Below are 26,352 nucleotides of genomic sequence, written 5' to 3' on the forward strand. Positions count from 1 at the left end.
TGTAACTTTATGACTGGCACTGTTGCATCGTTCGAAGCATGGTTTTTACAAAATCACGCGGCACTTCTGGGCTTTGTAGACTTAACTTTCCAAGCTTATGCATGAGTTTTGGGGAATATTGGCGCTCTAAACGGTGATAAATACACAGACAGGTCGCGCGGCTATGTCCAGCGGCTACGCATTTTAAGTAAAAGTCACGGTGTGCATTACTTTTATAGCCAGCAGAGGCAATTGATACAAATAATAATCCACCCAAAAAAACTGAAAAATTATAAAGAGACATATTCCTTCTCGTCGTTGTTGTTTTCTTTATCAATCACTCAGCACAACAGCCGTTTGTGCAAAATATTGGCGAAACTTGCGGCTTCATCATAGTTAGAACGGTTTTAGAGGTCAAATTGATTTGGTGATAAAATGACTAACTAATTTTTTGAGATAAGTTTCAGAATTTAATAAATATTTTTAAATAAAAATTTAAGATTATTTTATTTTTAATTAAAATCGATAAATATTATGAAATTACATTTATTCAATTAAGCAAAAGTTTATTTTAAGATAACTTTTTAATACAAAAATATTATTATATTTAATTGTTTGATTTTAATTAAATTTATTGGATTTTAATATGTTTCTTTGTTTGAGCTTATTGTATCTGTTTGTTAATATAATTAAGTCAATTCGTGGTTAAAATAACAATGTTGAATAATATTTTTGATTTCTTAGACAAGATTGGTTTTGCTTCACAAAAACGGGCTCTACATATTTATTTTACTAATCCTGAAATAAATAATCAGGTTTTTTTACAACGTATTGATGGCTTTCATTCTATAAATGAAGGGCTTTCTGCTGAGCTTATTTGCTTATCAATAAACCCTTATATTTCTTTAAAACAATTTATTGGATGCCAAGTTGCCGTAGAACAAGTAACAGATTCAGGTAAATTATTTAGAACGACAGGAATTATCACAGGGGCGAGTCAAGGGCAAAGTGATGGCGCACTTTGTTTATATAAACTGACTATGCAAGATGCGACAAGTTTATGGCACAAACGACGTAATAGTCGGGTGTTTATGAATAAAAGTGCAGTAGAAATTATTGAGATTATTTTTAAAGAATGGCAAAACAAAAGTTCTTTATTTGCCGCAAGTTTACAACTAGATAGCAGTGGCTTAACTAGGAATTATGATATTCGACCTTTTTCTATGCAGTCGAATGAAAGTGATTACGCGTATTTAACCCGTCTCATGCGGGAAGAGGGTATTAACTGGTTAATTGATGAATCAGAGACTATGGTCTTGAGTAATAGCCAGACGATTGAGCCTCAAAAACTACGCCTTATTGATCATAATAATGAATATAAAGTCTTAGAGCGTCGAGCTATTCGCTATCATAGAAGCGATGCAACTGAACAAAATGACAGTATTACCAGTTTTATTGCACAAAGACAGCTGCAGCCCACGGCAATCCATCTTCAACGTTGGCAAGCAGATAACTTAAGTCAAGAAGATGCAAGTGGTAGTGTTTTAAGCGCACATCAGCATAGTTCACAACGTGATAATGAAAGTTTAAGTCTTGAACAGGCATGGACAATTGCACCTGCTTGGATTACGGACTTAAACGGAGAAGATCAGGCAACCACTTCAAGCAATAGTCAGATTGAAAAACTAAATAAACAATTAAATCAATATCAAGCTTTGCAGGCAAAGTATTTTATTGCTCGAAGCAGCGTACGAGATGCTCAAGTTGGCTATTGGTTTCAGTTAAATGAACACCCTGAACTTGAAAGAAATCATGAAAGTTCTGATAAAGAGTTTTTGATTTTAAGTAAGCGGTTTTATAACCAGAACAATTTACCAAAAGATATACGTGATCAAGTTGTACAACTATTAAGTTTGAGCCATTGGCAAGTCAGCCATGATCGAGCGCAAGAACGTCAAGCCAATGAACTCATGGTTGTACGCCGCTATATCGATATTGTTCCAGAGTTTGACCCATTACATCGTCCCTCTGCCCATGTGCAACGGGCCAAAGTAGTGGGTTTAGATGGAGAAGAAATTCATGTAGATGAATGGGGACGTATCAAGGTTCGTTTTTTATTCACCCGTACCGATGACCATCAACATGATGGAGGTGCAGGAAGCAATGACAATGATACTGACTCGGCTTGGGTAGATGTATTAACGCCATGGGCAGGGGAAGGATACGGTGCACGCTTTTTGCCACGAGTGGGTGAAATCGTTGTAATTGACTTTTTTGATGGAAATATTGATCGTCCATTTGTTACAGGGCGAGTCCATGAAGGGCAACGGTCACCTACCAAATTTGATATTAAAGGCCAGCTACCGGATACCAAAAAGTTAAGTGGTATTCGTACTAAAGAAGTAAGTGGGTCTGGTTTTAACCAACTTCGGTTTGATGATACGACTGGGCAAATTAGTACTCAGCTTCATAGTAGTCATGGGGCAAGTCAATTAAATTTAGGTAACTTAAGTCACCCTAAAGAGCAGGCTGAAAGTGATGGAAGAGGTCAGGGATTTGAATTAAGGTCTGATTTATCTGGTGCGATTCGTAGTAAAGGACTATATGTTTCAACTTTCATTCAACCGGGTGCTCAAAAAACACAACTCGAAGCAAAGGAAGCTATTGAAAATCTTTCCGAGGGCTTGGAGCGTATGAAAGCTTTATCTGAATATGCAGGTAAACAGCAAGCAGAGGCAGCAGATATGCTTCAAAATGTTGAGTTCTATATCAAAAAAATAGAATCTCAATGGAAAGATTTAAAAGCCATGAAAGATGCACTCATGCTTTTAGCTGCTCCTGAAAGTATTGGCCTAACTTCAGGCAAAGATATCCATATTCAGGCATCCGAAAGCATTACGCTTGGTAGCGGAAAATCTATTAATACAAGTACAGATGAAAATCTAATTTTAAATGCGAAGAAAAAAGTAAGTTTATTTGCAGGTCAAGAAGACTTAAAAATTTATGCTGCTAAAGGCAAGTTTGATATTCAGGCCCAAGACAATGTACTCGACGCTTCTGCAAGATTAGATGTCAAAATTACTTCATCAGAAGGCAAAGTTGAAATCAATAGTCCTAATGAAATTGTATTAAGGGCTAAAGAGAGTGCATTAAGAATTGATGCATCAGGGGTAACAATAATTACCCCGCAAAAATTTACGGCTAAAGCTGGTCAACATCTCTTTACAACAGGAGCAAGTGAAACCCCAACCTTACCGATTTTTCCAAATAATGTATGCTGGGAATGTTTGGCGAGACGAGCAGCGCAGAGGGGTGCATTTATAAACAGAGGGGATGGTCGATAAATGACTGCTAAACTACCGCTTCAGACATTTTTTAAAACATTTGAGCCACACTCTTTAGCAGAAGTTGGATTAAACGTTTTTGCACTTGCAGATGCTGCACAAGATGATAGTTTCTTGAAGAAATTTGAGCATCTACGTCAAAAATGCCTTTTGTTAGAAGCTAGTGGTGAGGAGGCAAAAGCGGTATCTCCCCATTTACTTCAACTCCCTCAAGATTTTTCATCACAAGAATGGCAATGGATACAACAAAATATTGCAGGCACGGCTCGCATGACAATTATAGTAAGCCCTTTGTCCTTCAATTATTTGTTTGAGCATTTAAGAAAATTTTTAGAAGTGAAATTTGAAGGTGGACTCGAAATGTTTTTGGCATTTTGGGACCCTGTAATCTTAGCTACCTTGGTTGGCCATAAAGAAAATAAAACTTTGTATGTCGATGGGCCTGTATTCAATGCTCAGCAGATTAAAGACTTACTTACTCCTATTCAAAGTTGGTGGTATTGGGATAGGTTAGGAAAACTTCAAGTAATTTGGGGAATAAATGAACGGGTTGAACAATTACCTTATGTGCAAGTTCCTTTAACTTTTACTGTTGAACAAGAAGAAATGATGGTTGAGGCAACTTTTCCTGATAATCTTATTTATTATTTAAAACTCAATAATGAATTCCTTATTAGTCATATGACAGATAATGAATTATATCAATTTGTTATTAAATCCATTCCTGAGGCTAGAGCGTATAACTTATTTGGTACACGAGATATTTTAAATTTTATTTGTTTAAAATTGATTTATAAAGAAAACTTTTTAACAGATAAAGGGTTAAATCAAAAACTAGAACGCTTAAAAGATAAAAAAATATCTATGGATGAAGTGATGGTCCAACTTGTAGCAAATGCGAGTTAATAAATTTTATGATGAATAAAACACAATGGTCGAATAGATTATTACTAATATTTGGTTTGATATTCAGTCTTGTAGGCTGTGTTAGCCTTGGTTCAAATGCGACTTATGATATGGCAACAACATCTTTTAATTATGATCCAAGTTATACAAGTTACATGGTGGAGTTGAATGGTTCTGAAATAGGTGGTGGATTTGGAGGTGGAACAAATACCTCTAGTGTAAAGATAGGGCCACAGATAGTTACATGGGGCGAGACAGAGACAAATAGTAAAAGAAAACATGTAGCGAAGAATCAAGTTCTTCTTACAAAAGAACAATTGAAAGGGAAAAAATATTTAGCAGTACATATTTATCCTGATGATACGGTTGAAATATCAACTTCAAATGATTGGCCTGAACCTATTCAAAAGGGACTAGATTGGCGAACTGAAATCTGGAAGAAAATTCATAGAAATTAAGAGGCTTATACTATGAATATAAAATTTAAATAGGATAAAAATATTAAATGATGAGGAAATTCATAAATCTTATTTTCGTAAGGTGGTATATATTTCACTTTTTAATTAGTGAGTAAGTAAACTTATTGTAAATTCTTAATTTATAAGAATCCTAAGTTTTTATAAATTTGATAATTGAGTTTTAAAATGAGGTTTAATTAAATGAGTTTAAAGAAAATATTGTTATTACCAATAAGCCTAATGATGAGTGCAGCTGGTTGCGCAGGTATTGGTCCCAATGCGACTTATTATATGGGAACCACATCTTTTCAATATTTTACTTCTTACCATGCTTATATGACTGAGCTAAATGGTGAAGAAATTGGAGGAGGATTTGGTGGAGGCATGAATACTTCTCCAGTTAAGATTGGTTCACAAGTCATTACATGGGGTGAGACAAATAGTAAAAGAAAGCATGTAGCGAAGAATCAAATTGTTCTTACAAAAGAACAATTAAAAGGGAAAAAATATTTAGCTGTACATATATATCCTGATGAAACCGTAGAAATAACGACTTCAAATGATTGGCCTAAACCTACAGAAAAAGGACTCAAACTATTAGATCAATTAAGAAAATAATAGGGAACAATAAATGATTCAAAGTTTATTACAGCGAACAAATTCAATAAATACAGATGTCTCAAATGAAAAACCATCTTGTAAACAAGACTGTAGAGATATCATCAATATATCAGTATTTTTTGATGGTACTGGTAATAATAAAAAAGATGATGAAGATACCAAAAGGTGGTCAAATCCTGCTCGATTGTGGAAAAATGCTAGTGAATATGCATTGAGTGACTTATTGTCTTCTAAAGAGAAAATAACTTCAAATTATGCAATTTATATTTCTGGTGTTGGAACAAAATTTAATGCTGAGCTAAATATCTTTCAAAGAGCTATTTCGTGGGTACAAGATAACCTTGGTCTGGGTGCTGGTGCTGGGTTGGGAGGTTCAAGACGTTTAGATTATGGTGAAGACCAGTTAAATGATGCTTTAAAGCAAATCCTGATTTTTAATGCACAAAAGGTTGAAAAAGACATTAAAAAATATGTAAGTGAAAAAAAGGAGTACAGCTTTGCTGAAGTCGATAAAAGCTTAAAAGAACATCGCTTAATTAAGAAAATTAATATTTCTGTGTTCGGTTTTTCACGTGGCGCTGCACTTGCCCGTGCTTTTACAAATCAGTTTATGTGGCAGTGTCAATCAGACTGTGATGGGCTGACGTATGGTCAAGGTAAGTATCCGATTGAATTTAAGTTTTTAGGAATTTTTGATACGGTTGCTTCATTTGGCTTGCCTGCCACAAATTTAAGTAATAGCTTACCTTTTTTAGAACGTGATTTGGTTGTAGATGAGCGGGTTCAAAACTGTTCACATTATATCGCTGGTAATGAACTGCGCTTTGCTTTCCCTGTTGATGTTATTCATAAAGACAATAAGTTAGCTAACAGTAATTGGAAAGAAGTGGTATATCCCGGAGTACATTCTGACGTTGGTGGTGGTTATGAACCAGGTAGCCAAGGAGTAAATGACAATTTTGCCCGAATTCCGTTAAAACATATGCTAGAGGATGCCTTACAAGCAGGTGTCAAAATGTATAGCTATGATGAGTTGAAATTAAAACATTCCGAAATTTTTGAGCAGTTTGAAATTCAACCAGATTCTCAAAAATATTATGATGCTGTAAAAGCCGCTATACCAAGCCAAGGAAGTATTCAAAATCAGATTAAAGGTTGTATGAAACTTTACTACGGTGCCTACGGTACGATTGCACGTGCTGGAAATGAACTTTCTGTTAGTCAGCGTGTACGTCAGGAAAATAAATATCGTGAACTTATACCAGTTGGCCCATCCGATATGGCAACTGAAATGCAAAGATTGATGAAACTAAAAGAAGCAACCGCTTCGAAAAAAGATGGTTTTAATATTTTTAGAGTTTTTTCACCGGTTTCAACTGCCTATGAATATATGATTGGTGTAGAAGATTGGCAATTTGAGAGTTGGAATACAAATGTCAGTGATGATGTTAAAAAATTCTATTTAAATTATGTTCATGACTCTAAATATGGCTTTTTAAGTAATGTAGAACCATTTAGTTATTTCCGTCAGAGAAAAGTTTATGAGTCACGTCGTAGCGCCAGTGGTGAAGGGTGGGATAAAAAAGCTGCTGAACAGAAAGTAACTTGTAGTTTCCCTAAACAAGAAATACCGCAAAATCAGTTTATTGATGCTTATAAACAAGCTCAACAGACAGATAACTTTTTAAATGCATCTTAGTGATGCATTTAAAATACCTTAGCTTTAAAAATAAAAAGTCCAATTGCATTGTATCTTTTTTAAATACACTCTGACTTAAAATGAACAGCTAGGTTTTTACATAAAGATCTGTTGTTATTAAAGATCGAAATTTATATTAAATTTCTGACAAAAATTTCTAATTAAAAAACCAATATTTGATAGGAAGTGTAATGCCAGAGACTTCAATTCAACAAGAAACACAAAGCACATGGGCCATATGTCGAGATCCTGTTTTACTCACCATGGTGGGTGGGGCAATTGATACTATTGGTTTTATTGCATTGTTTGGCTTTTTCACCGCGCATGTGACGGGAAACTTAGTGTTGGCAGGGGCAGCATGGGTTAAAGGTGGCTCGGGTTTATGGATTAAGCTCGCAGCAATTCCACTATTTATTTTGACCGTTGTTATTACCAAATTGTTGATTGACCGCAGTCAGGTCAAGCACAAGACGCTGTCTTATTTATTTTTATTTGAAGCTATTTTTCTATGTGCCTTTATGGTGGCAGGGCTTTACTTCGAGCCATTTAAAAATCCGGATGCGCTAACAGTTGCAGTAACGGGTGGGCTAGGTTTAATTGCTTTGGCTATTCGTAATACTTCAAGCAAAACCCTTATTAAAAATATTAGCCCAAGCACCATGATGACAGGTAATACCACCCAGCTCGGAATTGATATTGCCAACTTACTTAAAGACAATAACGCAGCCAATCGGGCCAGTTTTCTAAAAAGTGCCAGTATTGTAATTGGTTTTGTGATTGGTGCTTTCTTAGGGGCGATACTTTATGTCTATTTTGATTTCTGGAGTGTAGCGCCGTTTATCTTACCAATTTTGTATTTCTCTTATTTAGCTTCACAGCAAAAGTTCAACCAAGCTTGATTTGACAAAATAACAAAAAAGCCTGAATTAAAATGAGTTCAGGCTTTTTTCGTAATATAGCAAAACGGAAGCGAAGTCGAAATTGTTCGTTCACTGCTTTACAGGCATAATGACCAGATGGGGAATACATTCGATTAAGGAAGGCAGAATGACAAAGTCTTACCATTATTCAATCATAACAATAATGGCTTTGCTCAGTGGCTGTCAGGTCATTCATTTAAAAGAAAGTAATTTAAGCAATGCTTTAAAAAGTAAGAATGAAAGTATTCTGACCGACGGCACCTTAAGTCATCAAACCCAAAACTTACTGTATTTGGTCAAAGAAGATGAAAAAACTTGCCTACAAAATTTTGATGATTGTTTAAAGAAAATTCAGAGCCTGTCCGAAAATAGTAGCCGAGAAGAACGCTATGCCGCGCTGAGTGAAATTTACTTGGCAAAAGCTTTAGATGTCGGGCGTAGTAGCCAGTGTAACGTCATTAATAAAAGTAACAGTTGCGTTGAGCAAGAGTTAGCGCTGTTCGATAAAAGCTTGCGCTATAGTTATGTCTATTTATTTGATTCTGAAGAGTCACCGTTTGATCGGGTATTTGACCATCGCCAAAATCAGGTACGTATTTTTTATAACGTGGCCTTGTCAAAGCTTATGACCACGTATTTTAATCATTTAAATACGCATCGTTTTCCGCCATTGCTGAAAGCAGATGGGCATGAGTACCATGTCAATTTTGACCACGCGTTAGATGTACAAAAAATTGAAGTCGATACTTTTCGCTCCAGCTATAACATGAACTTTTCCGGTTTTAATACCGTCAACCGTAAGGATGGTTTGGGGGCAGAGTTTATTGTTGGGCGTAAAGAAAATGATGTGAATCACGGCTTCATTTTAGACCCAGATAATTTTTATGCTCACCAAGCCAACCCTAATATTCATTTACCACGCTTCTTTCCAGCCACTGCTATTGCATACCCAAAACAAAAAGCCACAGCCGATCAGGTGATTGCTGGGGCAGAGTTAGAAATTGCGATGTTCGATCCATATCGACAAGACCGTGTAAAAATTGAAGGTGTGGACTATCCACTGACTGCAAACTATTCGGCACCTTATGGGCTGTGGCTATCGAAATATAATTTAGGTGCGGCAGGTTATTGGTCTTTAATTAATAAAGAAGCCAATTTAATCATGCCGCATTTATATATGCTGGAACCTTTTAACCCGAATAAGAAAATTATTGTGTTTGTTCATGGTTTAGCAAGTAGCCCAGAGGCGTGGGTGAGCCTAACCAATGACATTATGGGCGATGCCGAATTAAGGAAAAACTATCAGGTTTGGCAGGTGTTTTATTCAACCAATATGCCGATTTTTGAAAGTCGTTTTCAGATTTATTCATTGTTGAATCAGGCTTTTCAAAACATTGCTAAAGAAAGCTATGCGGCACATGATGCAGTGTTGGTCGGGCATAGTATGGGGGGAGTAATTAGCCGTTTACTGGTGAGTAATGCCGATGTTTCGGAGCAAGCCATACAAAAAATGAATGAAGCGCAGCTAAACCGTTTAAAAGAAAATCCAGTCATTCGTGAGCGTTTTCAGTTCAAAGCTTTGCCATATTTTAATCGAGTTGTTTTTGTTTCGGCACCGCACCATGGTACTGACTACGCTGACCGATGGTTTACCCAAATTGCCCGCCGTATTATTCGTTTGCCCGCTAATTTTTTTATTGCAGTTGAAATGAGAGACGAGAAAAATACAAAACTCAGAAAAGGCTTAATTGAAAATGGAGCGAGTAATTTAAGTCGCTCTTCTAACTTTATGCAGTTGACTCAAGCCATTCAACCATCACCCCAAGTGGTCTATCACTCGATTATGGGCAATATTAACGGGACAACAGATAAGTTAAAAAGCAGTGATGGGATTGTGCCTTATCAAAGTTCACATTTGGGTGGGGAGCAGTCAGAGCTGATTATTAAAGGTGGCCATTCAATTCAAACTAGCCCTGAGGCAATTTTAGAATTACGCCGTATTTTACGATTGCATTTAAAGCAGTCGCAGCTTTCAAAGTAGAGAGTTTTATTCTTAGAAAACCACTGCTGAACTAGGTCAACAGTGGTTGAAATAATTAATTTAGCTGATTTTGTTTGAGCGATTTTTTATGCTCAAAGTAGCTGATTGAAAAAATAACCAAGCCGACCAAATACAAGACACCAGACAACAGCAGTAAGTCTAAACCTGCTGCATAGAGTAACCAAAGCGCATAGATTGAAGCGACACTTGCAATCGCAATATGCGGCGTGCGTTTGTGGCGAATGGATTCTTTAAGGTAAAAAGCTGACACCAGAAAATAAGGCAGCAAAATCATGACCGATGAAATCAATAAAAGCTGAGTGTAGTTTTTATTGAAAAAATACACGGCAATGAGTGAGCCTTGTACCACAAGCGTCGTCAACCAAAGTGATGAAATGGGTACATTATTTTGGTTATTCTTTAAAAATAATTTCGGGAAAGCACCATTTTTTGCAGCTAAAAATGGAATTTCAGTGGCAAATAAGGTCCAACTTAAGTAAGAGGATGCAACCGAAATAATCAACCCGATGGTAATAATGATGGTACCCGGCAAGCCGATCAGTTGCTGTAAAATGGTCGCCATAGATGGGTTATGCATGCCTGCAAGCGCTTCACGACTTGCCACACCATAAGCCAATACGGTCACCATCACGTAAAAACTTAATGCCAGCAAAACACCTAAAATAGTTGCTTTGCCAATGTCATGACGTTTTTTTGCACGCGATGATAAAACTACAGCACCTTCAATACCGGTAAATACCCAAAGGGTAATCAACATCAGGTCTTTCACTTGCTGCCAAAGTGGAACTTGCAAAGAAAAGTCATGTAAGTTGAGTTTGAATAGATCAAACTTAAAGGCAATGAAGGTAAAGAAGATGAAAACCACCATTGGAATAATTTTGGCAATGGTTGCCAGTAAATTTACAATCGCAGCTTCTTTAATGCCTCGACTCACTAACCAGTGCACCAGCCATACAAAAATGCTTGAGCCAATCAGTGAATAGAGTGTATTACCTTCACCAAAAATAATATGGTCTTTGCTGTCGGTAAACATGCCGACGCCTGAAAAGGCAATCACCACATAACCCACAATACCAATGGTAGTACACAACCAATAGCCCCACGCCGAGCAAAACCCGATCAGGTCTCCAAAGCCTTCGCGTGCATAGTTATAAATACCGCCGTCAAGGTCTGGTCGTTGACGCGTTAAATGCAACAATGAGAGGGCCAAGAAAATAATGCCGACCCCAGTAATGAGCCATGCAACAAGAAGGGCAGAGCCGTTAGCAACTTGAGCCATATTTTGGGGGAGGCTAAAAACGCCTGACCCCACCATAGAACTAAAGACCAGCGCTGTAAGAGACAATAATCCGATTTTGGCAGCAGACATGGTATTTATTCTTTAAAAAATTGAGAAAGTTCAGCAATGTGTTCTGGCCCGATACCACAACAACCGCCCACTAAACTTGCACCTGCTTGCTGCCATTGTTTAGCAAAACCAAGATAAGCTGGAGCATCTAAGTCTTTACGAATTTCATCCAGACCATCGTTGGCAGTAGCGCTTTCATCTTGCGGTGGGAACGCGTTGGCATAAGCACCAATCTGCACCGACTCTGGAATGAGTCCTTTAATTTCATTAATTGCTTGCAAGATCACTTCAGGTTGGCAGCAGTTAAACAATACTGCTTTGGCATTTGATTGTTTGATGAAATCAGCCACTTGTTGCATATTTTCGCCTGAACGAAGTAATGCTTGTTCTTGTTTAATCTCATCTTGCAGCGTAAATGACACCCAATAGTCTTTACCATCTTGTGGTAATAACGCATGGACTGTTTCAACTTCTTTTAAGCATGATTGGGTTTCTGCTAACCAAAAATCTACTTCCGGTGCCAAGGTATTAATGATGGGTTCTGCAAGGTTTTTAGCTTGTTCAGGTTGAAACAGGTCTGCACGGTAAGAGCCAAATAACGGTGGTAAGCAGCCCGCGATTTTGACATTCTTGCCGCTTTCTTGAACTGCATTTTTTGCTTGTTCAATAGCAACTTTAATTAAACGCACGCCGTCAGTTTCAAAGCGTTCTTGACCAATATGAAATGGCACAACAGCATAGTTATTAGTCGTAATGACTTCTGAACCAGCGTTAATAAAATCGAGATGTACTTCTTTTACTGTTTCTGGTGCTTCAATGAGTGCAAGCGCAGACCATTCTGGTTGACGAAATGGAGCGCCACGACGGGCCAATTCACGGCCTAAACCGCCATCTAAAATTTTCATAAATTACAACGTAAAGGGAGAAAAATAATTCAGCTAATCTAGCGTGTAGATGGATCGTATTCAATCGCGAATATGCTCGATATATTTCTAAATAAATTAGATTGTTATGAATATTTTTTCTTAAAAGGAATTCTGTAGATCATGTTCAGTTTTACTGATGAACTTCATGTGAAAAAGATTACGTATTTATTTGAAAATATAGACTAAAAAATAATCTTATAACGCGCCATATTGTTGCCAACTTTCGCCAGTGTGCTGCGTTCTATAATACGCTTTAAGCTGTTCAAGCTGCATAAAGTGTATGCCTGACCAAATTAATAAACTGATGAATATTAAAACTTTAGATAAGCGACGAACTTTTTCTAGGCGAGCAAAAGCTAACAGTACAAAAAATAAGGCAGGTAAAAATATAAAGAATTGAACAGGGGAGAAAAATAAATGAGCAGTACTAAAATATAACGCCACTGCACTCATCAGCACATTTAAAACAGAGCATAGTTTTTGATATTTGCCGAGCTTAAAAGAGTAGGCAGTAATGACAAATAGCAGGGCTGAGCTAACATAAATCGCTGTACCACCAATCATCCACATATAAAACCCGCTCACCAAAAGATAAGCAAGTAGCAAAACAAGCACGAGCTTAAAGCATAATGACAAGAGGTGAGAAGATGAGTTTAAATGGGTCATAGCGAATCTAAATATCTCAAATGAGGGCTTAAAAAACAAAAGGACGAATCGAAATTCATCCTTTTGGTATTTTACTTATATATCGTCAAACTTAGTTTGCTTTTGCAACTGGGGCAGTAGCAGTTTCATCGTTTGCAGCTTTGAACGGAGATGTATAGTTCAAGCCAAGTGTAGAGCTTGTGTACTGACGAACTTTGTCAAGTAACACAGGGTCTTTGCTTAAGTCTTGTTTATAAGAAACCACAATTTCATGAAGCTTCTGGTTCCACTTACCTTCAGTTTGCTCAGGGAAAGCTTTTTCAAGCAAGTTAAGCATGATATATGGAGAAGTCGAAGCACCCGGAGACGCACCTAACAATGCAGTTACAGCACCATCTTTAGATGCAAAGATTTCTGTACCGAATTGAAGTGTTGCAGGTTTACCCGGTTCTTTTTTGATGATCTGAACACGTTGACCACCTTGGCTTAAACGCCAGTCTTCAGCTTTCGCATCTGGGTAGTATTTACGAAGTTCATTTAGACGGTCTTCATCTGACATCATGACTTGGCTGACCAAGTATTTAACAAGATCAAGGTTTTCCAAGCCAACAGTCGTCATTGGTAAAACGTTGTTTTTGTTGGTTGATGCAAGTAAATCAAGCTGAGAACCATTTTTCAGGAACTTGTTTGAATACGTTGCAAATGGGCCAAACAATACATATTTTTTACCGTCGATATAACGTGTATCAATATGTGGTACAGACATTGGAGGCGCACCAAGTTCAGCACGGCCATATACTTTCGCTGTGTGTTCAGTAGTAATTTTTGGGTTGTCAGTAATTAAGAACTCACCACCAACAGGGAAGCCAGCATATTGTTTAGCTTCAGGTAAACCGGTAAGTTGCAATAATTTAACTGCTGCACCGCCTGCACCGATAAATACAAAACGTGTTTTAACGTGATCTACTTTACCAGTTTTCAAATTTTTGAAAGACACAGTCCAAGTTTTGTCATCATTTTGGCTGATGCCAGTCACTTCAGTTGATGTCTGTAATTTGAAATTCGGGTTTTGATTTAAATGACCTACTAATTGTTTAGTGATTGAACCATAGTTCACGTCAGAGCCAACATCCATACGGGTTGCTGCAACTTTTTGACTAGGGTCTCGGTCATTCATCACTAAAGGTGCCCATTGTTTAATCACAGCTGGGTCTTCAGTAAATTTCATACCTTTGAACAACGGGCTTTGGATCATGGCAGCATAACGTTTTTCTAAGAATTGAACGTTATCGCCCCAAACGAAAGCAATGTGTGGAACTGGATTAATGAATGATTTTGGTTCAGCTAAAACGCCTTGTTTTACCTGATATGACCAGAACTGTTTAGCAACTTCAAATTGAGAAGCAACTTTTTCAGCTTTGGCAATTTCCATCTTACCGTTTTTCTCTTCGGTATAGTTCATTTCCATAAAGCCAGAGTGGCCTGTTCCGGCATTGTTAAAGCCGTTTGAACTTTCTTGAGCAACTTGGTCAAGACGCTCAAACATACGAATTTGCCAGTTTGGTTCAAGCTCAGTGAAATAAGTACCGAGAGTGGCACTCATGATGCCGCCGCCAACAAGAACAGCATCAACAACTGGCTCATCTTTTGCAGTTTCAACTTGTTTTGACGTTGTTGGTCTAAACAAGAATGCAATACCTGCAATTAGAATAAGAATGATTAATACCAGAAGGTATTTCAAAAACTTTTTCATGTAAGGGGGACCTTAAAATAAGTTATTTGAGTCACTTAAGGTGTGAGGAAACCTAGACAGCGTATCCAGACAAAACGGATATAAATGCGAAAGTAAATTCTCAAAATTAGAGAACTTCGAAAAAAATAAAAATTACTTGGGATTATCGCAAACACTCTATATTTTAGACTAATTTTGCATTGACAAGACAATTTTTATAATAAATGGGGTTCATCAAAATCATAAATATGATTTATATTTAATCAAATTGAGCTTTAAAAAGATAATTTAAGACAATTATTTTTATTTAAATATTTGAAATTAAATTAATAATTTTAATTTGATTAAAGTTAAATCATTTGAAGAATATTTGCCTATAAAAATCGATTAATTTTTATTTCGTACCCTATTTATGTAAATAAGCTCTTCGTAGACGCTTATTTTCTGTCATACATTGTTCTTATTAATATTGGTTCTATAAAGATTAAATTAAGGGCATATCTCTGCATAAGAAATATGCCCTTTCAGATTTTATGATGCTACATAGAACGGTGCAGTTGAACGTGGTAACGCTTCACGTCCACGAATTTGGTCTGCAATTTTCTCGGCAATCATAATGGTAGTTGCATTTAAGTTACCGGTAATAATGAGCGGCATGATAGAGGCATCGACAACACGTAAACCACGCATACCGTGTACACGACCTTGACCATCTACAACAGCCATTTCATCTTCACCCATCTTGCAGCTACAAGATGGATGGTAAGCTGTTTCTGCATGGTTACGAACAAAGTCATCAAGCTCTGCATCGGTTTGCAAATGTTTGCCCGGACTAATTTCTTCACCACGATATGGATCAAGCGCAGGTTGCTGCATGATTTCACGAGTAATACGAATTGCATCGCGGAACTCGCGCCAGTCTTGCTCAGTCGACATGTAGTTAAACAAGATACTTGGATGCTCAAACGGATCTTTTGATTTAAGTTTGATTCGACCACGTGAAGGCGAACGCATTGAACCAACGTGGGCTTGGAAGCCGTGTTCTTTCACTGCATTACTACCGTTGTAGTTAATGGCAACCGGCAAGAAATGGTATTGGATGTTTGGCCACGTAAACTCATCCGAACTACGGATAAATCCGCCTGCTTCAAACTGGTTACTTGCACCAATGCCTGTACCGTTAAATAACCACTCGGCACCAATCGCAGGTTGGTTATACCATTTCAAGGCAGGGTATAAAGAAACGGGTTGTTTACATTTATATTGTAAGTACATTTCTAGGTGGTCTTGCAGGTTTTCACCTACGCCCGGCAAATCATGAACCACATCAATGTCCATTGATTTTAAGAAAGTGCTTTGACCCACACCTGAGCGCTGTAAAATTTGCGGTGACGCAATTGCACCTGCGCACAGTAATACTTCGCGTTTAACCAATGCACGTTGTAAGTTGTTTTGGTCAGCACCAATAATGTATTCAACACCAATAGCTTGCTTTTGATTAAACAAGATTTTATTGGTTGTGGCGTGAGTCAGAATGGTCAGGTTTGGACGACCTTTTGCCATATCCAAATAACCACGTGCAGTGCTTGAGCGACGACCTTTAGGTGTAACCGTGCGGTCCATTGGACCAAAGCCTTCTTGTTGGTAACCGTTTAAGTCAACAGTACGCGGATAACCTGCTTGTACACCAGCTTCAACCATGGCATGGAACAACACATTGTTGCCATTTTTAGGGGTAGCAACGGACACAGGACCATTGCCGCCATGGTAGTCATTTTCACCAATGTCACGGGTTTCGGCTTTTTTGTAGTATGGCAAACAGTCGGCATAAGACCAGTTTTCAAGGCCTTTATGAGTTGACCATTGCTCTAAATCCATTGCGTTACCGCGGATATAGCACATGCCATTAATTAAAGATGAGCCACCTAAACCTTTTCCACGACCACATTCCATACGACGGTTATTCATGTGTGGTTCTGGGTCGGTTAAATAAGCCCAGTTATAGCGACGGCCTTGAAGAGGGTAGGCCAAAGCTGCCGGCATTTGTGTACGGAAATCCAAGCGATAATCTGGTCCACCCGCTTCTAATAATAAAACGGTGGTATCTTTGTCTTCAGTAAGACGCGCAGCGAGTACATTTCCGGCAGATCCTGCGCCAATAATAATGTAATCATATTCTTTAATATTCATAACTATCCTTTTTTTACTAACAGTTTGCCAGAGCAATCTATAAAGACTGCTCGGCATATGTGATTTAGGTTGAAGTGTTTAAAGCGATGGAGGCATTAAAAAATGCTTTGATAATCGCCAAGTTCAACTTGAATAGATTTGATACGGGTATAGTGCCCAAGCGTAGTTAAGCCATTTTCACGGCCTACACCAGATTGTTTATAGCCACCGACTGGCATCTCGGCAGGCGATTCGCCCCAAGTGTTAATCCAGCAAATACCAGCTTCAATTTGGTGAATAATGCGATGAGCACGGCTGATGTCTTGAGTAACAACGCCAGCAGCTAAACCAAAGGTGGTGTCGTTAGCACGACGGATGACTTCTTCTTCGGTTTCATAGCTTAAGATGCTCATGACAGGTCCAAAAATCTCTTCTTGAACAATCGCCATCTGGTCAGTGCAGTCGCTAAATACTGTCGGTAGTACATAAGCGCCTTTGGCAAGTTCGCCTTCTGTTGCGCGGCCACCGCCAATTAACACTTTAGCGCCTTGTTGTTTGCCTGACTCAATGAAAGACAACACTTTTTCCATGTGAGGGAAGCTAGTGAGTGGACCGAAGTTGGTGTCTTCAGCCATTGGGTCGCCAATGCGAATACGTTTTACACGCTCTACAACGGCTTTTTCAAAGTCGGCTAAAAGTGATTTTGGAACAAATACGCGTGTACCGTTGGTACATACCTGACCTGAGCTAAAGAAGTTCGCCATGACTGCAATATCTGCGGCACGATTAAGGTCGGCATCTTCACAAATAATGAGTGGAGATTTACCACCAAGTTCCATAGTCACTTCTTTTAGCGTAGAGCCAGCAGCGCTTGCCATAACTTTTTTGCCAGTTTCCACACCGCCAGTGAATGAGATTTTTTCAATCACAGGATGTTCAGTGAGCCACTGACCAATTTCACGACCAGCACCTTGCACCACGTTAAAGACGCCGTCTGGAACGCCTGCTTCTGTATAGATCTCTGCAAGTTTAAATGCAGTGAGTGGAGTGGTTTCACTTGGTTTGAAAATCATGGCATTACCCGCAGCAAGGGCAGGGGCAGATTTCCATAAAGCAATTTGAATTGGATAGTTCCAGGCACCAATACCAGCAACTACACCTAACGGTTCACGGCGTGTATAAAAGAAACTTGATTCGCGAAGTGGAACTTGTTCACCTTGAATGGCTGTTGCAAGTCCTGCGTAGTATTCGAGTACATCTGCGCCAGTCACAATATCGACTGTAGATGTTTCGCTAAAAGCTTTACCTGTGTCGAGTGTTTCAAGACGGGCAAGCTCATCATTACGTTCACGAAGAATGTCGACAGCACGACGTAAAATACGTGAACGTTCCATGGCAGTCATGGCAGCCCAGATTTTTTGTCCTTGTTGGGCACTTTGTACAGCAGCTTCAATATCTTGTTCAGAAGCTTGCTGAAGAGTCGCGATTGTCTCGCCGTTGGCAGGGTTAATACTATTAAATGTTTTACCACTGGTTGCTTTAACGTAGCGTCCATGGATATACAATTGATGAACTTGTACATCACTCATTTTGTCTCTCCTGCAAAGGCTTGTTCGCAAATTGCAATTGCGTTTGTACATAATCGTAAGCAATGGAACGAGCAAGGTTGCTGTCAAATTCGTTATGACGGCTTAAACTGCCTCGTAACCATAATCCATCAATCAATGCTGCCAAACCTCTAGCGGCAACACTGGCCTGTTGTTCATCCATTAACTTAAGAAAATAAAACTTTAAGTTGGAATACAGGCGTTGATCATTAATCTTTTGCAAGCGGCTTAAGTCCGGTACATGCATACTTGCTGACCAAAAGTCCAACCAGACCCGCATTGCTTTTTCATTGACCTGACTAATGTCAAAGTTGGAGTCGATAATGGCCTTAATTTGGCTCTCTGGATGCGAATCTGCTTCTGCTCTGTACTGTTCGGTTTTACGACGCAGAACATTTAACATTTCTTGCATGCAGGTATTTATCAACCCTTGTTTGTCGCCAAAATAATGGCTGACAATGCCGGTCGACAGCTCGGCTTTTTTTGCAATTTGTGCAATGGTGGTATTAGATAACCCCACTTCATAAATTACGTCGAGTGCAGCGTTCATGATTTCTTCACGTCGCACATGTTCTGGTTTTACTCTGCGTTTTGTCATGGTTGTCCACATCAGCACTTTTAGTGGTGCTTAAAATTCAACATGTTAACTTGCAGAGCATCATAGCACTTTTTTATCATACTTGTTATTGATTGAACGTTCAATCAATAACAAGTATGATATGTAAAAATCAATGAATTTTTGAACAAGCTTCTAAAAATAAAGAGGTGAAATCAAAGGTTCTTAAGGATAGGATGATGCGCATAAGTACATTACTTATCACGTTATTTTGAGAAAAATACACCGATTGCAAGGAGCAATAAGATGGTGTTGAAAAGTGATGGATATTCTTCAGACCATATTCGGTTAAATCGTTTCGTATTTTGGAGTTCAGCAATCAGTATCGGTATTTTTGGCCTACTTTTTGTGCTGTTTCCAGAAAAAAGTCAGTTTTGGCTGACCTATGTACAAGAGCAAGTAAATCACTTTTTTGGGTGGTATTACATGCTGGTTATTGTGCTGTGTCTGGGTTTTGTTGGTTGGCTCGCTTTTTCAAAAGTAGGGCAGATTCCTTTGGGAAAAGATGACGACAAACCAGAGTTTAGTTATTTGGCTTGGACTTCAATGCTGTTTTCGGCAGGGATTGGTATTGCGCTACTTTATTATGGTGTGGCCGAACCTGTTGACCATTTTTTAAGACCGCCAGAAGGTGAGGCAGGAACGATTCAGGCAGCCCGTAATGCGATGACTTATAGCTTTTTGCATTGGGGGATTCATGGCTGGGTGCTCTATGCATTGCTCGGAGTTACTTTAGGTTACTTTGCTTTCAGACAAAACTTGCCATTAGCACTTCGCTCGGCGCTTTACCCAATTTTTGGAGAGCGAGTGCATGGCTTGGTGGGTGATTTTGTCGATGGCTTTGGAATTTTAGCGACGGTCATTTCTTTGGTCACCAACTTGGGAATCGGAGCGTTGGTGCTGGTATCGGGCATTTGTTACTTACTGCCGCAAATTCCGGATAACTCTGCGACCTTAATTACTGCCGTGCTCATCATGATGTTCGTTGCCACGATTACGACCGTGGTGGGTATTGAAAAAGGTTTGGCGTGGTTGTCGCGTATTAATTTACGTCTGCTATATGCCTTACTTTTATTTGTATTTTTAACGGGTCCGACAAACCATTTATTAAATGGTCTGGTACAAAATACGGGCGATTATCTCAATAATTTTATTGGTAAAAGTTTTGATATGTATTTGTACAATCAAAAAGCCAGTGGCTGGTTGGGTTCGTGGACTGTATTTTATTGGGCTTGGTGGATTGCATGGGCGCCTTTTGTCGGTATGTTTATTGCCCGCATTTCAAAAGGACGTACCATTCGTGAAGTAGTATTAGGTGTATGCCTGATTCCACTCGGCTTTACACTGGCTTGGATTTCGGTTTTTGGAAACACTGCAATTTATTTTATCTTGCAGCAAAAACAGAAAGTATTAGGCGATATGGTCTTAACTGATCCAGCATTATCTTTATTTAAATTACTCGAATATCTGCCGTTTAATCCTTACGTTGCAGGTATTGTTGTTGTAATTTGTTTCGTTTTATTTTTGACACCAGTTGGCTCTGGTACACTAATGATCGCTAATTTGTCCTCAAAAGGGGGCACCAATGATAGTGATTCACCGATCTGGTTACGCGTCTTTTGGTCTGTGGTAATTACCATTGTAAGTATTGGCTTGCTTTTAGCCGGTAGTTTTAACTCCATGCAAAGTGCTGTGGTGTTATGTGGTTTACCATTTTCAGTCATTATTTTGCTCTATATGTTTGGTTTAGCCAAAGCGTTAAAGCAAGATGATTTTGACCCTCAATTAGTGAAAAAACAGTTAGCTGTTTCAAAAGACATTTCAGTCCCATCGAATTGTGACCAGAATAAAGTGACCGAGGTTTTATAACCTCAATCGATCACATCTATATATTATTTTTTTGCGTTTAAAGTCGTCTTTTCATTGTTTTAAATAAGAGTGAAAAGACGAAATTAAATATTTTGTTTTTATTTTATTCCTTGAGGATTGTATGGCAACAGATAATCCAAGAGCAGTTGATGATTTAACATTATCTAAATCTAAAAAAGACCCGCTCAACCGTGTGGTTTTTTATTTTTCAGCTGTACTTATTTTAATTTTTTCTCTCGTCACGTTTTTGTTCAACGATTTTGCAAATCGAGTCATGAATGCCGTGCTTCAGTGGGTGACTTCAACCTTTGGTTGGTATTATCTGCTTGCCGCAACCCTATATATGGCCTTCGTGATTTTTATTGCCTGCTCAAGATATGGCAGTATCAAATTAGGCCCTAAGCATTCAAAGCCTGAGTTTAGTTTACTCAGTTGGTCTGCCATGCTGTTCTCGGCGGGTATTGGTATCGATCTGATGTTCTTCTCGGTCGCTGAACCATTGTCTCATTACATGCAACCTCCGGTTGGAGTAGGTCAAACCTATGAAGCAGCACGCCAAAGTATGGTCTGGACATTGTTTCACTATGGCTTAACTGGCTGGTGTATGTATGCCTTGATTGGTATGTCATTGGGATACTTTAGCTATCGTTATAATTTGCCGCTTACTATTCGTTCTGCACTTTATCCAATCTTTGGTCAAAGAATTAATGGTGCGATTGGGCATAGTGTTGATACAGCTGCCGTGATCGGGACAATTTTTGGTATTGCGACCACCTGCGGGATTGGAGTAGTACAGCTGAATTATGGCCTACATGTGTTATTGGGGTTACCAGAAAATATCTGGATGCAATTTATCCTGATTGCTGTCGCGGTGGGTATTAGTATTATTTCGGTGACATCTGGGGTTAATAAAGGCCTGCGGATTTTATCTGAAATCAATATTTATGTTTCGGTCGGGTTATTGCTGTTTATTTTATTCTTGGGAAATACCGAGTTTTTACTTAATGCCCTGGTCCAAAATATTGGTGACTATTTAACTCGTTTCCCTGCTTTAGCATTACAAAGTTTTGCTTTTGAACAGCCTAAAGAATGGATGAGTAGTTGGACTTTCTTCTTCTGGGCGTGGTGGATTGCTTGGTCTCCATTTGTAGGACTCTTTTTGGCACGTATCTCAAGAGGACGTACCATTCGTGAGTTTGTATGCGGTACCTTAATTATTCCACTTCTATTTACACTTACGTGGTTATCTATTTTTGGTAATAGTGCTCTGCACAGCGTTATTTTTGAAGGCAATCAAACCTTAGCAGCGACGGTGTTAGCAAATCCGGCTCATGGTTTCTACGACCTGTTAGCGCAATATCCGGGCTTTACCTTTATTGCTTCAATTGCCACTGTGACGGGACTTTTGTTCTACGTGACTTCTGCCGATTCAGGAGCTCTGGTTTTAGGTAACTTCACGACTAAACTCACTAATATTGATAATGATGCTCCACGTTGGTTAAGCGTGTTTTGGGCAGTGGCGATTGGTTTACTCACATTAGCCATGCTCATGACCAACGGCATTACTGCCTTGCAAAACGCAACTATTATTATGGGTTTGCCGTTTAGTTTTGTGATGTTCCTTGTGATGGCCGGGCTTTATAAGTCCCTCAGACTTGAAGATTACAGGCATGCTAGTCTCAGTATGAATGCAGCGCCAGTCGTAGGGAACGTGGATATTCTTAACTGGAAACAGCGTTTAACTCGAGTCATGCATCATCCGGGAACTACTGAAACACAGCGCATGCTAGATACGGTATGTTTGCCAGCTGTTCAGGCTGTTGCTGATGAGTTGATTAAGCAGGGTATGAATGTGGACGTACAGCAAACCCCGCTTGAAGATGAAGATACGCTTTACCATTTAGATCTGACTATCCATTTGGAAGAAGAGCAAAACTTTGTTTATCAAATCTGGCCTGTACGCTATAGCGCGCCGAACTTCAGTCAGCGTGTAAAACGTGGCAAACAGTTCTATTTCCGACTTGAAACCTATCTTTATGACGGCTCGCAAGATAACGATCTGGTTGGCTACAGTAAAGAACAGGTCATTAACGATATTTTAGATAAATATGAAAGACATATGACGTTCTTACATATTAATCGTATTAGCCCCGGGAATCGTCCATTGTTCCCAGATCCACAAGCTTAAGAGGAAAATGCATGGCTTCTCCTTATCTACATTCTTTTGCTTTATTTTTCTCATTGCTCAATCCATTTTTAATGAGCATTTATATGATTGGCCTGATCCGCCATTCAGAAGCCAAGGTGTTTAATAAAGCACTGATTCAGGGAAGTTTGATTGCTTTTGTCGTGTTCATGCTATTTGCATGGGGCGGCGAAACAATTTTTAGTAAATATCTGAATGTACGTTTTGAAGCCTTTCAGATTTTTGGAGGTCTTATCTTTTTGGTGATTGGCTACCGCTATGTGTTTCAGGGTGCCGACACCATTGGAGAAATGCGTGGTGCTCCAGAACATCTGGCTGGCACCATTGCCATGCCGTTTATGATCGGCCCAGGGACTATTAGCGCTGCGGTAGTCACAGGGATTGAAATGTCAATTGGTGAAGCAGCCCTAGTGATTGCTTTTACCTTGTTTTTAACTTGCAGTATTTTGATTTTGATGAAATTTTCACATGATCATTTACGCTATAAACATGCCAAACATATCGACCGCTATTTTGATATTGTCGGACGTTTATCCGCTTTATTAATTGGTACGATCGCCATTGATATGATTATTAATGGTGTAACAGGCGTCATTAATAAAGTTTAGCAAGTCACTCATAAGAACCTGCTATGCCATTGAACATGGAATAAAATGGCATAGCATCTTCTAAAAAATTCTAAGATAAATAGAACAGCTTTAAAAAATAACTTTAAAAATAGTGCCTTAAAAAATTAAATTTTTAAAAACAATCAAAGATATTAAAAAATACGATGCTATGTTATGGATTTAAGCATGTTTTTTTTGTGAATTATCAACCATAATGTTGACTGAGCTTGTTTTAAGACAGAGTTGAACTATGCCTACATTAGATGAAATGACCACAGCAACTGATGATCAGTCTGAATTGACGATGTCAGTTTTGATGACGCCTGATATGGCAAATTTTTCAGGTAATGTTCATGGTGGTACGATTCTAAAACTACTAGACCAAGTCGCTTATGCTTGCGCAAGTCGTTATTCGGGTGGCTACGTGGTGACTTTATCTGTAGATAAAGTAAATTTTAAAGAACCTATTTATGTAGGTGAGTTGGTAACCTTCTTGGCAAGTGTGAACCATGTAGGTCGTACTTCAATGGAAGTCGGTATCCGTGTTGAAGCGCAAAATATCCAGAAGCGGACAGTGCGCCATACCAATAGCTGTTATTTCACGATGGTTGCTGTTGATGAACAGGGCAAGCCATGTGAAGTACCTCAATTAAATCTCAATACAGAATGGAAGCGTTGCCGCTTTGAAGCTGCTGAGCATCGTAAGGTTTTACGTCTTCAAGAAAACCACAATCCATCTTGTAGCATGTATAAGAAAACTTCTTAAAAAATAGATCGAATTAAAAAAAGATCGAACCGCAGCATGGTTCGATCCTTTTTCTTCTTTACCAAAATTCAGCGTCCATTTTTCATTTCAGTAAAATTATCTCTGAGCTTGGAGGAGAATGCTGAGAGAATTAACGAGTTGCAGGAGCAGCTTCAGAAGCAGAACCTACAGCATCAGATGCAGCATTTGCAGTGTTTGCTTGTTCTTGAGTTGAAACAACAACTTTTTCTTCACCAGCAGTGTTATGTGCTTGGTCGTGCTTAGAAGCAGCGAAAGTTGAAGCAGCAGTTAAAGCAAGTGTAGTAGCGAGTAAAGTTTTAGCTAATTTCATTTTATGGCATCCTTAAATTTCATTTAAAAATAAATTAAACCTAATCATTCATACCTACCTGAAACCTGTATGGCTGAATGACTAAGCTAGGACACATGCTAAGCCGAGCTTGGTATTACATCAATTAACTTAACAATCTATTACGGCTATCTTAACAATATGAAATATACGGGTCATTTATGTGAGCAATCTGTAAAATAAAAGGGCTTAAATACACCTTAAAATGTGAAAAAATATTTCTTATCGAGTAAAAAAAAGCCAACTTTGTTACGTAAACTTAACACTCTGGCATGAATTGTGAATGCACCTAAATAGAATATTCCGATTGAATTATAATTATCCAGAGTTAATATTTATTTTAAATGAGATGTATGTCACATATTAACTATTTTGGCCTGATAATTGAAAGGTATATCTTCAAAGTGAAAAATCATTTTCATGCTACTTAAACAGTGATATATCTTTCTTAGTTTTTTAAACCTTGTTGATTTGAGCCGCTTGTGAAACTGATTGCCCAAAAAACTGTTCCCACCCATATTATTTCTGGTTTTTTAGGGGCAGGAAAGACCACATTATTACAGCATTTATTAAGCCAAAAGCCTAAAGATGAGGTGTGGGCTGTATTAATGAATGAGTTTGGGCAAATTGGAGTAGACCAACAGCTCTTACCCCAAGATGAAGGGTATGCAGTCAAAGAGCTATTAGGGGGCTGTCTATGTTGTAGCAGTCAATTGCCGATGCATATTGCTTTAGCTCGACTGTTGAGTGAACAAAAACCAGATAGACTCTTTATTGAGCCGACTGGACTTGGGCATCCTTCTCAGTTATTTGACCAACTGACTGAACCTCATTGGCAAAGTAGTTTAGCCATGCGAGCATTAATTACTGTGGTAGATGGCAGTCGTTTGCATGATACCAATTGGGTTAAACAAAACCTTTATGAAGATCAGTTAAAAGCTGCCCAAATTGTGGTGGTGTCACATACCGATGTGATGACTTTTGAAGATGAACAAGCGCTTGAGTTATTAAAAGACGAATATCAGCCTTATCACCAAGAGTGGATTAAAACTGAACATGGTCAGTTAGCTTTAAATAAAATTGATATAGCTGCTCGTTTAACTGAGCGATCTATACAACCTTTACTGAAACTTCAAAAGCAAATGACTGAAACCGAAGTCGCAAAGGAAATTAATCAATTACCTTATCATTATGTCGAGTCGGCACAAGGTTATATTGTGGCAGGTTGGAAGTTGCCTAAACGCTGGAAATTCGAGTTTTATGCTTTGCTAGATTTATTATGTGCACAGCAAGGCTGGCTTCGAATTAAGGGAATTTTTAACACAGATCAAGGATGGAAGGTTTTTAACTTTAATCCTGATCAGTTTAATTATAAGTCAGGTGAAGAGGGCATTGATAATCGTATTGAAATCATTAGCGAACATAATCACGATTGGTTGGCTTTTGAAACAGCATTACTTGCCTGTCAGCTTGAAGAATAGAGAACATTAAACCAAAAGTAATTCAACGTTCTCTGAAGAGT

General features: G+C 38.5%; 21 protein-coding genes. 12 read left to right on the top strand and 9 right to left on the bottom strand.

The annotated features are described in order from the left end of the window. Positions 1–7: 7 nt before the first annotated feature. Positions 8–283 carry a hypothetical protein gene (locus F928_RS11775; protein WP_000061136.1) on the bottom strand — a complete coding sequence of 92 codons (276 nt, stop codon included), beginning with the start codon at positions 281–283 and terminating at the stop codon, positions 8–10. A gap of 412 nt (positions 284–695) precedes the next feature. Between F928_RS11775 and F928_RS11780 the strand changes: the two genes are divergently transcribed. The 7 genes from F928_RS11780 (at position 696) to F928_RS11810 (ending at position 9,968) form a co-directional block, all read left to right on the top strand. After that, positions 696–3,323 carry a type VI secretion system Vgr family protein gene (locus F928_RS11780; protein ID WP_005075370.1) on the top strand — a complete coding sequence of 876 codons (2,628 nt, stop codon included), beginning with the start codon at positions 696–698 and terminating at the stop codon, positions 3,321–3,323. Further along, the gene (locus tag F928_RS11785; RefSeq protein WP_005070783.1) at positions 3,324–4,229 is read left to right on the top strand and encodes a DUF4123 domain-containing protein; all 906 of its coding nucleotides are present in this window, start codon (positions 3,324–3,326) and stop codon (positions 4,227–4,229) included. 8 nt (positions 4,230–4,237) lie between these two features. Then, complete coding sequence (locus F928_RS11790) at positions 4,238–4,687, top strand: hypothetical protein (protein WP_005075374.1); 450 nt, start codon at positions 4,238–4,240, stop codon at positions 4,685–4,687. Positions 4,688–4,888: 201 nt separating this feature from the next. Then, positions 4,889–5,305: a hypothetical protein gene (locus tag F928_RS11795; protein ID WP_002117504.1), complete on the top strand. Its 417-nt coding sequence runs from the start codon at positions 4,889–4,891 to the stop codon at positions 5,303–5,305. A 13-nt stretch (positions 5,306–5,318) separates the two neighbouring features. Beyond that, the gene (locus F928_RS11800) at positions 5,319–7,007 is read left to right on the top strand and encodes a T6SS phospholipase effector Tle1-like catalytic domain-containing protein (protein WP_005070781.1); all 1,689 of its coding nucleotides are present in this window, start codon (positions 5,319–5,321) and stop codon (positions 7,005–7,007) included. Between the two features lie 191 nt (positions 7,008–7,198). Then, on the top strand, positions 7,199–7,906 hold the full coding sequence (locus F928_RS11805; protein WP_005075376.1) for a YoaK family protein: 708 nt from the start codon (positions 7,199–7,201) through the stop codon (positions 7,904–7,906). Between the two features lie 148 nt (positions 7,907–8,054). Further along, the gene (locus tag F928_RS11810) at positions 8,055–9,968 is read left to right on the top strand and encodes an esterase/lipase family protein (protein WP_005075379.1); all 1,914 of its coding nucleotides are present in this window, start codon (positions 8,055–8,057) and stop codon (positions 9,966–9,968) included. 55 nt (positions 9,969–10,023) lie between these two features. Here the strand turns inward: F928_RS11810 and arcD are convergent, their stop codons facing one another. The 7 genes from arcD to betI all read right to left on the bottom strand — a co-directional run bounded on the left by arcD (position 10,024) and on the right by betI (position 19,014). Further along, the gene (gene arcD, locus F928_RS11815; RefSeq protein ID WP_002117544.1) at positions 10,024–11,358 is read right to left on the bottom strand and encodes a basic amino acid/polyamine antiporter; all 1,335 of its coding nucleotides are present in this window, start codon (positions 11,356–11,358) and stop codon (positions 10,024–10,026) included. A gap of 5 nt (positions 11,359–11,363) precedes the next feature. Beyond that, positions 11,364–12,242, bottom strand: a complete 879-nt coding sequence (locus F928_RS11820; RefSeq protein WP_002117706.1) for a homocysteine S-methyltransferase family protein — start codon at positions 12,240–12,242, stop codon at positions 11,364–11,366. Positions 12,243–12,458: 216 nt separating this feature from the next. Next, positions 12,459–12,929: a hypothetical protein gene (locus tag F928_RS11825; RefSeq protein ID WP_016806446.1), complete on the bottom strand. Its 471-nt coding sequence runs from the start codon at positions 12,927–12,929 to the stop codon at positions 12,459–12,461. A gap of 91 nt (positions 12,930–13,020) precedes the next feature. Then, positions 13,021–14,661 carry a malate dehydrogenase (quinone) gene (gene mqo / locus F928_RS11830; protein WP_005075384.1) on the bottom strand — a complete coding sequence of 547 codons (1,641 nt, stop codon included), beginning with the start codon at positions 14,659–14,661 and terminating at the stop codon, positions 13,021–13,023. 510 nt (positions 14,662–15,171) lie between these two features. Next, entirely contained in the window at positions 15,172–16,830 is a 1,659-nt protein-coding gene (gene betA / locus F928_RS11835; RefSeq protein ID WP_005075386.1) for a choline dehydrogenase, read from the bottom strand. Positions 16,831–16,925: 95 nt separating this feature from the next. After that, a complete protein-coding gene (gene betB / locus F928_RS11840) occupies positions 16,926–18,398 on the bottom strand; it encodes a betaine-aldehyde dehydrogenase (protein WP_005075388.1) in 1,473 nt (490 codons plus the stop codon). Continuing rightward, positions 18,391–19,014 carry a transcriptional regulator BetI gene (betI, locus tag F928_RS11845; protein WP_005070763.1) on the bottom strand — a complete coding sequence of 208 codons (624 nt, stop codon included), beginning with the start codon at positions 19,012–19,014 and terminating at the stop codon, positions 18,391–18,393. The genes betB and betI overlap by 8 nt, the downstream gene beginning before the upstream one ends. A 264-nt stretch (positions 19,015–19,278) precedes the next feature. Between betI and F928_RS11850 the strand changes: the two genes are divergently transcribed. The 4 genes from F928_RS11850 (at position 19,279) to vdlD (ending at position 24,481) form a co-directional block, all read left to right on the top strand. After that, positions 19,279–20,901: a BCCT family transporter gene (locus F928_RS11850; protein ID WP_002117782.1), complete on the top strand. Its 1,623-nt coding sequence runs from the start codon at positions 19,279–19,281 to the stop codon at positions 20,899–20,901. Positions 20,902–21,022: 121 nt separating this feature from the next. Continuing rightward, positions 21,023–23,089 (top strand): choline transporter, encoded by a 2,067-nt coding sequence (locus F928_RS11855; RefSeq protein ID WP_005070759.1) that lies wholly within the window; start codon positions 21,023–21,025, stop codon positions 23,087–23,089. A gap of 11 nt (positions 23,090–23,100) precedes the next feature. Continuing rightward, entirely contained in the window at positions 23,101–23,715 is a 615-nt protein-coding gene (locus F928_RS11860; protein ID WP_002117499.1) for a MarC family protein, read from the top strand. A gap of 250 nt (positions 23,716–23,965) precedes the next feature. Further along, entirely contained in the window at positions 23,966–24,481 is a 516-nt protein-coding gene (gene vdlD / locus F928_RS11865) for an acyl-CoA thioesterase (protein WP_005070756.1), read from the top strand. A gap of 130 nt (positions 24,482–24,611) precedes the next feature. On the opposite strand, the gene F928_RS11870 is transcribed toward vdlD, so the two are convergent. Further along, positions 24,612–24,812 (bottom strand): hypothetical protein, encoded by a 201-nt coding sequence (locus tag F928_RS11870; protein ID WP_000761577.1) that lies wholly within the window; start codon positions 24,810–24,812, stop codon positions 24,612–24,614. Between the two features lie 500 nt (positions 24,813–25,312). Here F928_RS11870 and F928_RS11875 point away from each other — a divergent pair, with 500 nt between their 5' ends. Next, on the top strand, positions 25,313–26,311 hold the full coding sequence (locus tag F928_RS11875; protein WP_005075392.1) for a CobW family GTP-binding protein: 999 nt from the start codon (positions 25,313–25,315) through the stop codon (positions 26,309–26,311). Positions 26,312–26,352 lie beyond the last annotated feature (41 nt).

It is taken from the genome of Acinetobacter pittii ATCC 19004 = CIP 70.29 (genome assembly GCF_000369045.1).
GTDB lineage: Bacteria > Pseudomonadota > Gammaproteobacteria > Pseudomonadales > Moraxellaceae > Acinetobacter > Acinetobacter pittii.

What these genes read in the sequence shown, in the direction of transcription:
- F928_RS11775 (WP_000061136.1), bottom strand. Translation starts at nt 283, where the DNA reads ATGTCTCTTTATAATTTTTCAGTTTTTTTGGGTGGATTATTATTTGTA.
- F928_RS11780 (WP_005075370.1), top strand. Translation starts at nt 696, where the DNA reads ATGTTGAATAATATTTTTGATTTCTTAGACAAGATTGGTTTTGCTTCA.
- F928_RS11785 (WP_005070783.1), top strand. Translation starts at nt 3,324, where the DNA reads ATGACTGCTAAACTACCGCTTCAGACATTTTTTAAAACATTTGAGCCA.
- F928_RS11790 (WP_005075374.1), top strand. Translation starts at nt 4,238, where the DNA reads ATGATGAATAAAACACAATGGTCGAATAGATTATTACTAATATTTGGT.
- F928_RS11795 (WP_002117504.1), top strand. Translation starts at nt 4,889, where the DNA reads ATGAGTTTAAAGAAAATATTGTTATTACCAATAAGCCTAATGATGAGT.
- F928_RS11800 (WP_005070781.1), top strand. Translation starts at nt 5,319, where the DNA reads ATGATTCAAAGTTTATTACAGCGAACAAATTCAATAAATACAGATGTC.
- F928_RS11805 (WP_005075376.1), top strand. Translation starts at nt 7,199, where the DNA reads ATGCCAGAGACTTCAATTCAACAAGAAACACAAAGCACATGGGCCATA.
- F928_RS11810 (WP_005075379.1), top strand. Translation starts at nt 8,055, where the DNA reads ATGACAAAGTCTTACCATTATTCAATCATAACAATAATGGCTTTGCTC.
- arcD (WP_002117544.1), bottom strand. Translation starts at nt 11,358, where the DNA reads ATGTCTGCTGCCAAAATCGGATTATTGTCTCTTACAGCGCTGGTCTTT.
- F928_RS11820 (WP_002117706.1), bottom strand. Translation starts at nt 12,242, where the DNA reads ATGAAAATTTTAGATGGCGGTTTAGGCCGTGAATTGGCCCGTCGTGGC.
- F928_RS11825 (WP_016806446.1), bottom strand. Translation starts at nt 12,929, where the DNA reads ATGACCCATTTAAACTCATCTTCTCACCTCTTGTCATTATGCTTTAAG.
- mqo (WP_005075384.1), bottom strand. Translation starts at nt 14,661, where the DNA reads ATGAAAAAGTTTTTGAAATACCTTCTGGTATTAATCATTCTTATTCTA.
- betA (WP_005075386.1), bottom strand. Translation starts at nt 16,830, where the DNA reads ATGAATATTAAAGAATATGATTACATTATTATTGGCGCAGGATCTGCC.
- betB (WP_005075388.1), bottom strand. Translation starts at nt 18,398, where the DNA reads ATGAGTGATGTACAAGTTCATCAATTGTATATCCATGGACGCTACGTT.
- betI (WP_005070763.1), bottom strand. Translation starts at nt 19,014, where the DNA reads ATGACAAAACGCAGAGTAAAACCAGAACATGTGCGACGTGAAGAAATC.
- F928_RS11850 (WP_002117782.1), top strand. Translation starts at nt 19,279, where the DNA reads ATGGTGTTGAAAAGTGATGGATATTCTTCAGACCATATTCGGTTAAAT.
- F928_RS11855 (WP_005070759.1), top strand. Translation starts at nt 21,023, where the DNA reads ATGGCAACAGATAATCCAAGAGCAGTTGATGATTTAACATTATCTAAA.
- F928_RS11860 (WP_002117499.1), top strand. Translation starts at nt 23,101, where the DNA reads ATGGCTTCTCCTTATCTACATTCTTTTGCTTTATTTTTCTCATTGCTC.
- vdlD (WP_005070756.1), top strand. Translation starts at nt 23,966, where the DNA reads ATGCCTACATTAGATGAAATGACCACAGCAACTGATGATCAGTCTGAA.
- F928_RS11870 (WP_000761577.1), bottom strand. Translation starts at nt 24,812, where the DNA reads ATGAAATTAGCTAAAACTTTACTCGCTACTACACTTGCTTTAACTGCT.